At 59.7% G+C, this 11,718-nt stretch carries 8 protein-coding genes; 7 read left to right on the top strand and 1 reads right to left on the bottom strand.

What is annotated here, in order from left to right:
• Positions 1-64 precede the first annotated feature (64 nt).
• Together AWC08_RS01355 and AWC08_RS39495 are read left to right on the top strand one after the other, a co-directional pair.
• Positions 65-610 carry a hypothetical protein gene (locus AWC08_RS01355; protein ID WP_069435185.1) on the top strand — a complete coding sequence of 182 codons (546 nt, stop codon included), beginning with the start codon at positions 65-67 and terminating at the stop codon, positions 608-610.
• The gene (locus AWC08_RS39495) at positions 555-1,217 is read left to right on the top strand and encodes an HNH endonuclease signature motif containing protein (RefSeq protein WP_372513516.1); all 663 of its coding nucleotides are present in this window, start codon (positions 555-557) and stop codon (positions 1,215-1,217) included. Before AWC08_RS01355 ends, AWC08_RS39495 begins: the two co-directional genes overlap by 56 nt.
• Before the next feature lie 540 nt (positions 1,218-1,757).
• Here AWC08_RS39495 and AWC08_RS01345 read toward each other — a convergent pair.
• Positions 1,758-3,533, bottom strand: coding sequence for a serine/threonine-protein kinase PknH/PknJ (locus AWC08_RS01345; RefSeq protein WP_069435184.1), 1,776 nt, complete (start codon positions 3,531-3,533; stop codon positions 1,758-1,760).
• A 163-nt stretch (positions 3,534-3,696) separates the two neighbouring features.
• On the opposite strand from AWC08_RS01345, the gene AWC08_RS01340 reads away from it, so the two are divergent.
• The 5 genes from AWC08_RS01340 (at position 3,697) to AWC08_RS34810 (ending at position 10,932) form a co-directional block, all read left to right on the top strand.
• Positions 3,697-4,530, top strand: a complete 834-nt coding sequence (locus tag AWC08_RS01340) for a DUF4352 domain-containing protein (RefSeq protein WP_142283359.1) — start codon at positions 3,697-3,699, stop codon at positions 4,528-4,530.
• A gap of 1,074 nt (positions 4,531-5,604) precedes the next feature.
• A complete protein-coding gene (locus AWC08_RS01335; RefSeq protein ID WP_069435182.1) occupies positions 5,605-5,931 on the top strand; it encodes a DUF732 domain-containing protein in 327 nt (108 codons plus the stop codon).
• A 605-nt stretch (positions 5,932-6,536) separates the two neighbouring features.
• Entirely contained in the window at positions 6,537-7,376 is an 840-nt protein-coding gene (locus AWC08_RS34815) for a hypothetical protein (protein WP_142283358.1), read from the top strand.
• Positions 7,377-7,774: 398 nt separating this feature from the next.
• Entirely contained in the window at positions 7,775-9,571 is a 1,797-nt protein-coding gene (locus AWC08_RS01330; RefSeq protein WP_142283357.1) for a hypothetical protein, read from the top strand.
• 848 nt (positions 9,572-10,419) lie between these two features.
• Complete coding sequence (locus AWC08_RS34810; protein ID WP_159459948.1) at positions 10,420-10,932, top strand: lipoprotein LpqH; 513 nt, start codon at positions 10,420-10,422, stop codon at positions 10,930-10,932.
• The last annotated feature ends 786 nt before the right edge of the window (positions 10,933-11,718 follow it).

Raw genomic sequence — 11,718 nt, 5'->3', positions numbered from 1 at the left:
CCCTCATCTACCCGGCTACGACACGCCGGTCCTCACCTCACGGCCCGACTGATACACCACCTTGGTGGACGCAACCCAGGACAGGAAAGTTACCCGCCTCCAACAGGTTCAGTACCACTACCCTCAATTGCGCTCCGAGATGGCAGGACATAGGCAGGAGCCCAGGCCCGCACAGAAGCCAAAGGTCAATTACGGGGCGCCTCTGAATGACCAGGCCATGGAGGCTCAGGTTCAGAGACTGGTGGAGCAGTTTGCCCAGTTCCGGCACTCAGTCGGCGACAGAATCCCTGACGAGCACCGGATTTGGGGCTGGGCTAAAACGTTTCGCATCGCACTGCACACGAAGGCACGCACCTTCTCAGATCTCACCGATATCGTCGCAGCCCTGAAGAGATGCCGTTTCAGGGTCGACGTGAGCCGCTACCGCGACGCGTTCCACCTGATGGCAGAGGCTGAACAGGAACACCTGCGCCGGATGATCACTCTGGCTGAGCGAATGGAGGACAACGGACCTCCAGAGGATCAGTGGACGGAGAACGAGGGTTTCTTAGACGATGACAAACGGCTCGCCGAGGACAAAGGCTCCCAAAAAGATGAATGGGAGTGGTGAGATGCAACCGCCGGGCGGTACACCCGCGTCTCCGGGTTCACAAGAGGCCCGGGGTTCTGAGCGGCCGTTGAGTGACCTGGCTGACCAGCAGATATGTCAGTGCGGCTGCGGCAGGCTGGCAAGAGGAGGCAACCGCTTCCTCCACGGCCACAACAGAGCTGCACACCCGGTGGATCGCTTCGCTCGGTATGTCGACAACGCAGGCCCCAGCAGCTACGGAGGAACTCCGTGCTGGGTCTGGGTGGGGAGCCTTAACGGGCCTGCAGGGTACGGATCGTTCTGGTCTGGCACTGTCCGCACCGGCGGACGCATGGTTGCTGCCCACCGTTTCCTTTATGAGTTGTGGCATGGCCAGCCTGTGCCCGACGGCTTGGTTATCGACCATTTTTGCCGAAACAGACGCTGTGTCAACCCTCTTCACATTGAAGCGGTCACCCAGCGGGTCAATGTCCTACGCGGGCGTGGGCCAACAGCACGTAACGCTTTCAAGACCCACTGCCCGGCGGGGCATGAGTATTCGGCAGAAAATACCCGCCTCTATGGCGGTGCGCGACATTGCCGAGCCTGCGACCGGGAGCGGCAACGTCGGGGCCGGGGGTCGCAGTAGGTTGCCAGCGCCTCCGTAGGTAAGTCGAGGGTCTGACACCGCTGTCAGCGCTGAGTTTGAGCGGGAACGGTAATGCCGCGAATGTCGTGCGCGTTGGCCGCAGGTTGTTGGAAACCGGTGGGGGCATCTCTGCCATCGGTATTCGGCCCCGGCGACGGCGAGGTTGGGCTGCGCCGCCTGGCAAAGACTGAAACCTGTAGCCCAGTGACAGAGTCATGCCGAAAGCGCATTTTCACGCAGCGTTGAAATTTTGGCAAGAGCGGGCGCCTCCGAGGTGCTGATCAGCGCAGTTGCTACTCGCGTGACAGGGCCGAGGTCGAAAGTTGACGACTTCAGGGGCGGAAACCTACAGCAAAGCTCAAATCCAAGAAGATGATCCGCTGTCTGGTCGCGCCGTCGAGCATTTGTCCCGTGGGAGCCCGCGTGCGGCTGCGGTGGCTCTCGGACAACACTTTTCGGCGGCATACCTCGACAATCGATCACCGAATAGTTGATTTCGCCTGAACTGGAGCCAGAAATGCCACCGGTCCTGTGTGCTGTTCAAACGGTGATCTTGTCGAGCATTGCGCTCGCGAGCGGTTCGGCGTCCTTGCGCACCGAACTCACGCCGGCTTCGAGTTGACCGGGCGGAGGTTCTGGGTAGCGGCACGCCCGCACGGCGACGACAACGTTCGCTCGGACTGCGAGCGCCTGCTGGCAGGCGCCGCCGCCGCTCTCTTGGCTGTTGGCGACCATTGGGACGGCCAAGACGTCCCCGTGGAGCTGCACCGGGCCGAGGTCGAAAGTCAGGTTGTTCTCGCCGTTTTGTCCTACGGTCCCCAGCCTGACTCGACCACTGGCGCAGGATCGCCACTGCCGTTGCGACGAGGTCAGGACCGTCTGTGCCTGCTCAGGCGTAGGGTATGCGACGACGGACTGCTGCACCTGCGTCAGACCTGTTGCGCTGTAAGCGCCCCCGGGCGGTTCCAGTGTTTGGTTGCGCATTGCGACGAACCCGGTGTCAGCGAACACAGCGCGCTCGCCGGTGAAGATCACCCCGGCGCATTCCTGAGGGGTCACGAGGTTGGAGTTGTTAAGCATCCCGTAGGTTGTCTGACGCACCTGCAGCAGCGGATCGAGGGTCCCCACTGCCACGAGGGTGTTGATCTCGGTCGGCGTCAGCAGCACCGTATCGACGGCCGAAGCCGGGAAGAGGCGTGGCGGCGGAGGCGGAGCGGCGCTGCTCGTCGTGGCCGCCGGAGACTGAGAGCTTGATGTCGGCGTGCTTGCTGACGGCTCGTGTTGCCAGGGATGCCAGGCCAGAGCGACCGCGCTCGCCAAAACAAATACGACAAGCGCAATCGCGAGAGTAAGCCAGCGCTTCGGTGAAACGCCGACTGCTGTGCTTCTTCCTGGGATTTGTGCCGCGCGAGGGGCTGCTTTGTGGCTTGCGGGAGCAGCTGCTGTCGGTGCCGCGCTGGATGCGGCCCCTGGGGTGGTTGACTCGGCGAGTGCATGTGCGAAGTCCGCGCATCGGCTGAATCGGTGGTCGGGGTCCTTCGCGAGTGCCACTGCGAGCACCGGGTCAAGGGCGACGAGGTCGGGACGCAGGTCCGCTAGGGCTGGCGGCGTCTTGTTGAGGTGGTGACTGATGACGACCGCCCGGTTGGAGTGCGGGAAGAGCTGCGATCCGGTCAGCAGCTGATAGGCGGTAGCGGCTAACGCATATTCGTCGGCGCGGCCATCGATCTCCTCGCCCATAAGTTGTTCGGGAGCGGAGTAGGCCACGGTACCAACAGTCATATTGGTAGCGGTAAGTCCGCTGATGTCGTCGACGTTTCTCGCGATTCCGAAGTCGGCGAGCAAGACTCGCTGCTCGTCTTCGGGCTCGTCAAGGTGGGTGAGCATGATGTTGGCCGGTTTGACATCGCGGTGCAGCAGGCCCTGCTTGTGCGCGTAGTCGAGCGCATTGGCCACGGCGGTGACGATGCGGACGACCTCATTGGCTGGCATTCCGTCGGGATACCGGCTGGCGAGGAGTCGGCCGGCGTCGAGCCCGTCAACGTAGTCCATCGCGATCCAGAGCTGGCCGTCGTACTCCCCGCGGTCGTGGACGCTGACGATATGGGGATGCCAGAGCTTCGACGCAAGATCGGCTTCGCGGTTGAAACGGGCGCGGTAATCGGGGTCGGCGGATACGTCGGCGGGAAGCACCTTGAGGGCATCTTGACGAGGCAGGCGGGGGTGCTGGGCTAGGTAGACCTCGCCCATTCCGCCAGAACCGAGCAGGCGCACGATCCGATAGCCGGCGAAAGTTTGGCCTTCCCTCAACGCCATTACCGGATGATACGAAACGCGGACCAACACTCACCGCGGTTCGACGCAGAACGCGTGGAGGTAGCTGGTGCAGGCTGCTACGACGCGAACACTAGGTCCCGCGGACGAATTAACCGACGACCACTCGCTTTCGCAGTGTTGCTGGCTGGATAAGATCCGCCGCATGGCAACAACTCCTCCGCCACCTGGCTGGCAGCCAGGACCCCCTGCTGCCGGGCCGCCCTACCCGCCCTACGCCGGACCGCAACTTCAGGCGAAGCGGAAAAACCCGCTGGGGCTGATCGCCTTGATAGTCGGCATTGTCGGCTTCGTCTTCGCGTGCATCCCGGGGGCGCTCATCGTCGGGTGGGTACTTCTGCCAATCGCCTTCATCCTCGGCATCGTGGGCCTGTTCCAATCCGGCAAGGCCAAGGGTGCAAGCATTGCTGCCGTCATCATCTCGGTAGTGGGAACCGTGGTCGGCGTTAGCGTCTTCGTCGTCGTAGTGGGAGATGCATTCGGCAACGCATTCAAGAAGTCCGACCTAGCACCTTCTGCCCCATCGCCGAGCGCCCGCAGCGGCCAAAGCGACCAACCTGCCGCTCGGGGCAGTAGGGAAAACCCTCTTCCCATTGGCGAATCGGTGAGTAATCAAGACTGGCAAGTCACACTTGGCGCTCCTCGTGAAGCTACAGCAGAGGTCGCCGGAACCAACCAGTTCAACAACTCGCCGAAGCCGGGTATGCAGTACTGGATCGTGCCGGTGACGGCCACATACACAGGCAACGCCACCGGCAACGTGATGTTCGGTATCAGGGTCCAATTCGTGGGCTCGGACAACCGGACCTATAACGATCCCTGTGGAGTCATTCCGGAGCCTCTTACTGATGTTGGCGACCTCTACCAAGGGGGGACGGCAAAGGGAAACGCTTGCGTTGCTGTCCCCGCTGGGGCTGACGGACTGTGGACTGTCGCGACTGGAATCGGCGGAAAGCCGGCATTCTTCACTGCGAAGTAGGGCTGTGTTTCCAACACGAACTGTTGCAGATCGCAAGTGCGTGCTCGTTTGCGCTGTTCCGTCAGTGATGTGCCCTACTGCATGGCTGCCTCACACGTGCGCAGCGTGTTGTCGCAACTGCTCGATCCGGGGTGATGAGCGGTAGGACTAGCACGCGGGCTGTGTTGCGTACTCAGGAATCACTCTCGCTGCCTTTGCCTTGTGTCGCGCTGTTGTTCGTTTCCATGTCTGTGTGGTCGCCGTGCTGGGCTTCAGGCGGTTGGCCACAGGGCTAGTTCCTCTATGAATTCATCAACCAGCGGAAGTGCCGTGGACTCGGTGTCCATGACGTCTGGTGTCGGTCGTTTTGGCTGAGGCGAGTCGGCACCTGATCAAGGAGTTGCCGAAAACCATGTGAGGTCTGCCCTACTACTACTACTACTACTACTACTACTACTCTCCGAAGTTGCTGGGGTTTGCCATAAGTTAGAAAGTGCCTGGTGTTGCAGTCCGGGCAGTCGGTCAAGCGCATTTCACGACGAGGACGGCGCGAGTGCACCGATGAGGAACATATTGTCGGCGCGAGGGAGGGCTATGGCGGAATATCCGTGGAGCAGAGTTCTTGTCGACTTGACACTGGGTAGCGGAGAGGTGACTGTGGGCCAATGTTGAAGGCCAAGGTGAGCGGGTTGAGCGGGTTGCTCCTATCGGTGTCGGTCGGCGTATTTGCGGCTCCTGTAGGTAGTGCCGATCCATTCAGCCCAGCGGAGCAGCAGTACCTCGCCGATATACGCCCGAATCTGCAAAGCGATTACCAGGAAGCAAGTAAAAGCAATGCCGAAGTGGTCAATGACGGCTGGTGGGCTTGCCACGATCACGCGGTAGGAGTAAGTCCCGAGGCCGCGGGCATCTCTCCGGTTGTTGACTTCTGGGCGGGCCGAGATTTGTGTCCCCATGGCTGCCCGCAGGGTTGCCCGCCTCGCTGAGGTTGTGGGCTCTTGGAAGGCATGCAGACTGACGTAAGGTCGCCGCACAGTGAGCCGACGCGGACCATCAAGTGGCCAGTATGTTCTTCAGGAGCGAGGTGATGGAGCGATGACCAGGGCTGTACTTGCATGCACCGTCGGGCTCGGTGTCGCGTTGGGCACCGCTGCCACGGCATCTGCCGACGAAGCGGGTTTCATACAGCGGGTTCAAATTGTTGGTCACTATTCGACCGTTTACCCGAGCGAGACCGTTCAGGTGGGCTACCGCGTATGTGGCGCATTTTCGCGTGGCGGCAAGTCCGCTGCGATCCAGGAAGTGCTTACCGCCTACAACCGGGATGACTCGCCCAACCGGGAGTACTACGCCACTCTGTTTGCGCAGGATGCGGCCTTCGAGTTGTGTCCTCAGTACGCGGGTCTGATTGGTCCGATCTAAGCTTCCGGCCCGAGTAGAGACGATGAAGCCCCTGGGGTTTCTCGCTTTCAAACCGGCAAATGACTGCACGTCCAGTAGACCTAGCCACCCCTGCCAAGCTAGCAAGCAATCTCCGACAGGGTTGGGGTACCTCTCCACCCGGCGGCCAGGTAGCTGAAGGTATTGGGCGGCAATGCAAAACTCAGCACCGTGGTGCACGTGGCACGTCGGCAAAGCTCATTATCAGGCTCACTTGATCGGGGGCATCGGCAGCTTAGCGTCGCGGTACGGGGGTGTAAGACCCGACATCTCGACCTTCGCGCAAGATCGTCTGTGTGAAAGTCGCCGATGGCGATAGCGTTGATTCGAACAAGTGCAGGAGCCATGCCCGGTAGCGACACACCGCGGGAGTCGTTCGCATCGTTGTAAAGAAGGAAGGGAAAGACATGCGACGTATAGCACTGATGGCGCTCTGGGCGTTGTTTGCATTCACTGTGTGTAGCTGCGGCGGCGAGAAAGGCCAGCAAGCGTCCTCAAGTCCAAGTGGTATGCCGGCGGCCTCTCCTTCGGGCACCACAACTCCGGGCTCATCAGCTTTAAACGCTCCCGGGCCGGCGTCGGGCGTCGTGGTCATCACGCAAGAAGGCAGTAAATGCAGAGTGCTGGCTTTTAATCCAGACTCAGCAACGATCCGCGACGTTGCCAGTTTTGACGTCTCGCAATTGACTAGCCCCGACAGTTGCGCCAATGGAGTCGGTGGCCCCGCCGGTGGGCCGGGCGGTGCTCCCAAATTCTCACCGGATTTTGCGAAAATGGCGGTCAGTACGATCATGATTCCTTCTGGCGGTGTATCCATCGGATGGATCGATGCGAAAGGCAGCTACACACGTGTGAGCGCTTCTGAGACACCGGATTTTGGACTGCCCACGCAGCCGGCCCTCTTAGGCTTCAACTCTCGCGGCGAGTTCTTTTACACACTGGATCATGGCAACCGGCTTGAGTCTAGTTTTTATGAAGAAATGTATCGCGTACCTGCCGGTTCTTCTGCCGGTGGCCAAGTAGTCGCGACCATTCATGAAATTAAAGATTCAGACGTGGTGCGGACTGCTGACGGGTGGCAGTTCTCAAACGGAACTGGTTGCTCCAAACCATCCTCTTCTTCCTATTATGGATCTGAACAAATTCCATGGTTTCTCGTCGACAATTACAACCTGCTTCGTCTTGACCAAAGCTGTGGGGATCAGAGCACCGGACGCCCGATAATCCCAACCACGGGCAAGCAGATTTCTAAATTTATTTGGAAAATGGATGGAGCCCAAGTGCTTTTCGAGCTGGCAGGCGTCCCCCCCAGTCCATCGAAGCTATATATCGTTGACGGCCACGGCACAACCGCGCCTCGCGAGATTACCGGCGCGGGAGTCGGCTCAATCCTGCCGCCGACCATCTACTTTTATTCATGGATATAACGCGTTGGCTTAGGGTACGGGTTTTACGGCTTGGGCTAGGAATAGCCCTGTTGTTGATATGACTATGGGAGACAAAGTTTCGTCTGATTGGCATATCGGCCCGACGGACGTAATAAATGACAATTGGCTGTTGATAACCGAGAACCCAGAAACGGGAAGGAGCGTTGGCTTGTGCTTCGAAGAACATTATCGGGTTACGTGTGACAAAAACAGGACGACCCTGCGGTACCCGTCCAACGGCAGCTACGGCGGTCCTTTGTACTGAGCAGTTGTAGAAACCCCGGCGCGATGGGGTCCGACATGATGACCATGATCTGCAGTGTCCATGTTGATGCAGGCGAGCCAGTCGAAGTTCGAGTCCTTGACGCAGTAGCGCGCCCGTAGTTGGGAGAAATCAGATGAGCCGCCACGCCATTGGCTTATTTACATGTCGACTAGTCGTGTTCGTAGTTGTGGCGGTGTCGTGCAGCTCGCACGCATCGACGCCTTCGACGGCGACGGTCAACGTCGACTCATCGTCGATGTTTTCCTATGCCGGCGCCGATGGACTCACGGTGAGCGGCGCTGCTGGCGTCGCTGCGCCGGGGGTGCGTGTGACGATCACTGCGAAGACTCAGCCGCAGGTCAAAGTTGTGGATCAGCTGACCTATCTCGGCCGATCGGTCGACATCGTCATCGGAGAGAATGCCCAGCCGAAGGCACCGGTCACGGTCAGCATTCCCACCCCGAACGGGCTCGATCAGACGGTGCCGACCGCTGTCGGGGTGACCGAGCGCGACGGCAAACCTGAGTTCCTCGAGGTCATAAATCGTGCAGGGACGCTGTCAACAACGCTGACCCATCTGTCGCCAGTGGACTTCTTTCATATCGATTTCGCTAGATTCGCCAAGGGTGTCACCGATGCGATCGGCACGGTGCTCACCGGTCAGAGCACTAAGTCGCCGGAGTGCGTGGAAAAGTCGATCGATGTTGACGGCGTGACGTTGAAGGCGAATCGAACCAAAAACGAGTCCGGAGGAAACCTCGACGCCGTCTGGCCGTGTCTGAGATTCGAGCACGGGCAGATCTTGCTCGACCTGCACGCCAACGGTAACCGGGCTTGGCTGACCCGATCTCAACCCGACGTCGGCACCGGCGCCTTGTCGGCGCTGGACTCCCACGCAGCAACCGCATCAGGTTTCATCTCGACTCTCTACAACCTCGGCAAGCGCCGCTCAACCGGCACGCTGATGCCGTCGACGACACTGACCTACTCATTCTCGCCCGACAACCCACCGACCCGCGCCGAAGTCAAGGTCGACCCAGGCCTGATGCTGACCTCGGCGCTGGTATACGAACTGACGGCGTTGCTCGACATCACAGGTGCAAGTACGGGCGACAAGCTCGAAAAAGTGCCCGGAGCCTACGACTGCCTCCTCGGCGCAGCGGACACCCTCGACACCGCGAAAAAGGCCTTCATCGACAACTTTCTGTCGGCGTTCCACACCATCCTGGGATGCATGTCCGAGGTGGTGCCCGGGCCCGCGGCATTTCTGCTAAACATCTTCGCCGGCGGCGCGACCATTGTCTCCGGACTACTGACATCCGCCTGGAACGAAGCGACCAACAATAACCACGGCATCATCATCATCAATCGCATCGGTGGCAGCACTCAGGTGATCAACGAGGTCGCGGTTTCTGCCGACGGCCAGCCGCTCAACGGTTACCACGAAGTCGGCGGTTCTGAGACTGTGGCCGACTGTGAGCCTTCGCTGGCGGCGGTCAATAAGAACATCTACCGCTGTTACCCGACTGCTGCTGGGGCTGACGTGTGCTGGCCGGCTGCGAGCTTGCAACTGCTATGCATGGACGACCCTTGGAAAAAACAGCTGCGCCGAGTGAGCATCTCGGCACCACTGGCGCCCGTTGATCCTCCACAGCAGGCGTGGCCGGTGGCGCTGCAACTCGACGACGGCACCCAATGCCGGCTCCGAAACGGTGGTGCCTGGGGCAGCCGTGATGACGATTATCGCGGCGCGTACGGCTGCGATGCCCACGGCGAGGAGGGGTACGTGCTAACACCTTATGACGTGTATCCAATCGACCGTTCCGCACCGATGTGGACCGTGAAAACTGGCGATCTGGCAACCTACGGCGGCGCACTGCCGCCGCCGGTGACTCACACCGTCGCCAAGGCCTGGTTCGCGAGCAAATGATGGTGCGCGTAAATCCACTCAACCCGCTCGGCGCACAAGAAATGCAGTTCAAACCGCTGATGCGAGTAAGCACGGGTACATATACTTCTCATCACATCGGGCTCACCAAAAGCGATTGTCCCAACCAAGGGTTTGTTACATATGAGCAAGTGGTTTGCGATTCTGGCAGCAGGAATATTGGCGCTGACGGCGTGCGGCAAGGGCGGCAATGTGGCACAACCCCCAACGCCCGGTGTTTCCGCCCCTAGCGCACAGTCTGGATCCCTTCCAACCTCGCCAAGCCCAGGTGCAGTCCCGGGAGAGGGCGGCCAAGGGGAAGCGGCGCAGCGGGCCAGGGAAGCCGAGAAGAAATTCTACGAGCAGACGGTACATCCTGGTGGGAAGCCTGCAAAAGACTTCGTTCGTTTTCAAGGACCCGGCGCCTGGATGCACGCTTACTGTGGCTCGGTTGACGGGAAACTTCCTTCTTTCCCAGTAATTGGTTCAAACGGAAACGAGAATGGAGGGATGACGGGTAAGTGGGACATTGGAATGCATTCGGCAGACGGAATTCCTCCGAGGGATGATTCTGAAGACTGTATGACAGCGATGAAACTTTTTGCAGACCTCTTTGCGAGTGCTCCGGATTCTCAGGGGCCGCTGACTGTTCTTTCGGGTCCGAACATGAATTTTCGAGGTATTTCCTTGTGCTACACGACAGAGGGCCTTGGAGTTCCGTATATATCTTGTGGTGTCAATCGCTCGAGCCTTAAGGACAGTCTCATCGATGACTTTGTGGCCTTTACACGTTCTTGAGGCGAGATTCTCGGACGCTGCTCAGGCGCTATAAAAGCAGTTGGGAGGAACGGTTGATCAGGACCGTTACGCGGTTGATTATTTGGCTACCAATCCTGACGGCGTGCAGCAGTGGCGGGAGCGAGGGCAATGCGAAACCTGCGTCTGCGCCGGGTGGCTCCGCCACGCGTGCGTCTGCGTCGGGGGGCTCGACGCTTGGCCCTTACAATGCTGCGGCGGTTCTTGATGGGAAAGACTTGCCAATCAATTACCCGCTTAATTGCAATTGGATTCATGACGACAAGCTTGATGTCATAGAACCGACTTTGTTCGAGGTTGTTATCGATGTGAAACCAGACAAGCCGGTGGTCGTGCGCTTTGTTGCGATTTTCACGAAGGAGATGAACTGGAGAGGAAGTTACGGGGTGAGGGACAAACTGGACGCAATGCCAAAAGACGCCGCCTCGGGCACCAGGGCAGAAAACCATTTCACGGTCACGGGACAGGTCAGGGCCGTTGGCGCAGACCTCCCGGTCGCAATTAACCCGCCACAATACGCGTCTTTCAAAATCGACGTTACCTGCTAGGCAAAACCGATAGGTTTGATGAGCTGATGGCAACGCCTCCGCGACGCGTCGACTCCGACACATTGACACCGCGGTCATTGCGCAGACGCTGAGCCATGGTGGCCACCGTCACCGGGATCTTGAACTGTTCATCGATCCAGTCATGCTCCACCCCGATCTGATCCCAGGTCAGTGCCCGCACACTCGGGTCGACCAGCTCGGGGAATCAGCGTTTGCTCCGCTCTCGCCACAGCGGCTCGTCGAACGGCTCCCGAGGTGCCGGCACAGCCCTTCGGCCAGCGCCGGCGCGACGTATTTGCGGATGGTCTTGCGGTCGATACGCAGTGCCAGCGCGATCTGCACCTGGGATCCGGCCGGGCATGCCAATGGCGGAACATCTCCACGAAGTCGGTCACGCTCCACGATCTCCTCGCCAATACAGGCCCCTTCCAGGACCCCGCGGCGGGGTACCTGAACGGAGCGGACCTGAGCAGCACCCCAACCCCGACCAGACACATCCCAGGGCGAGGAATTACGTGACAGCCGGTGAGGAATTGCGTGACGGACAACCCCTCAAACCTGGGGAAATACGTGGCCGCTGACACGTCGGTTGGGCGCGTCTTACACCTGCTACCCGAAACGGTGGGAAAACAGCCGTTTGCTCCACAATCTGTACCGAAGAGGTTGCGACCTTGACAATCTAGTCGTCAAACGGCGGAGTTCCCATCAGTGTTGACGACGGTCCAAACGTAGGCCAGGAGTGACGGTCGAAAAGTAGGCCACGTGGTCGTATTTATTGTGCCGTGT

Source organism: Mycobacterium gordonae, from assembly GCF_002101675.1.
GTDB lineage: Bacteria > Actinomycetota > Actinomycetes > Mycobacteriales > Mycobacteriaceae > Mycobacterium > Mycobacterium gordonae.
The sequence above is the reverse complement of the archived record's forward strand: the minus strand, read 5'-3'. Positions and strand labels throughout refer to the sequence as shown.